This is a genomic window from Streptomyces sp. NPDC015125, assembly GCF_043080045.1.
Classification (GTDB): domain Bacteria; phylum Actinomycetota; class Actinomycetes; order Streptomycetales; family Streptomycetaceae; genus Streptomyces.
Map to the genome: position 1 here is coordinate 1 of NZ_JBIBVF010000065.1, position 1,096 is coordinate 1,096.

Annotated in this window: 1 protein-coding gene; it reads right to left on the minus strand. The window is 63.8% G+C overall.

Annotated elements, in window-relative coordinates; genetic code table 11:
* Positions 1–76 precede the first annotated feature (76 nt).
* On the minus strand, positions 77–1,003 hold the full coding sequence (locus tag ACF088_RS41340) for a hypothetical protein (RefSeq protein ID WP_392381135.1): 927 nt from the start codon (positions 1,001–1,003) through the stop codon (positions 77–79).
* Positions 1,004–1,096: the final 93 nt, after the last annotated feature.

Consider the following 1,096-nt stretch of genomic DNA (forward strand, 5'->3'; position numbering starts at 1 on the left):
TTGATGGCAGTGGACAACAGCTTCCTGGGCCACCGAAGGTTGAGTGATGCACGCGTCCGGCTCGCCAACCTGACGGTCACCGCCACCAGAGTCCGAGGAAGCCGAGCCCCCGCGGCAGGTTCTTTCTGTACAGCAACGCGACACCCAGGACACCCACGCTGAAGACCAGGATGACCGTCACCGGATCGGACAGCGCGAGGAAGCCTGCGGCGACGGCCCCGATTCCGACGACGACCGCGAGACCCGCGAGGCGCAGCGCTTCCCAGTCCTGTCCTGCCTGGTAGTTACGCAGCGAGTCTTCGTCCAGGAGGGCACCGAGACGTCCATCGGCGTATTGATCGGCAATCTGACTCAGGTGGCCGACCAACAGGGGAAGAGCCTGATCCCCCTTCACGTCGATCTGCTTCTCCGCGTCATTCAGACACTGCACGACTCGCCGTACGTGTGCACGCACTTCCTTCCGTCGGTCGCTGCGAAGAGGGAGGGTTCCCCGGTCCCGGTGGGCACGCCTCAACGCCCTTCTGACGCCGTCCATAGAAAGGGCGAGTTGTCGCAGACCATCTGTCCGCTCTGGCCCGATGGTCTTGAACACAGCTCCACAGCAACTGACCGCGTCCAGAGCTGCCGCCGCCAGCCTGAAAGTGCGTAACTCCACCCGGAAGGTGATGACGAACATACGAGCCACGATCAGCCAGCCCAGTAGCGCAGTCCCTAGAGCCGCCAGCACCATCATGGCCGCGACGCCGATCTGGATGGGCACGAAGAGGGTCGGAGCGTTCGCTATACCGGTGGTGAAGCGTTCCGCAAGCCTCTCCAAGAGTCCAGGTACCACGGGCACCGCAGCGCGGACTGCGTTGATCAAAGCCACGAAGCACACTATGACCACATACAGCGCTCCCAGGCGCTTATACGGGCTTGGGACCTCCCTCTCCCGGAAGTACACCCGGACCGCGGCCCGTAACCCAGCGGTCATTGGCCGCAGGACACCCAGTTCGTCATGCACTGCCGTGATCCCGGTAGTGTTCTCGCGAACATGCAGCGCAGCGCTCCGTGCTCGCGCAAGCGCGGGACGCTTCCAACGCGTCAGCAACCGTGC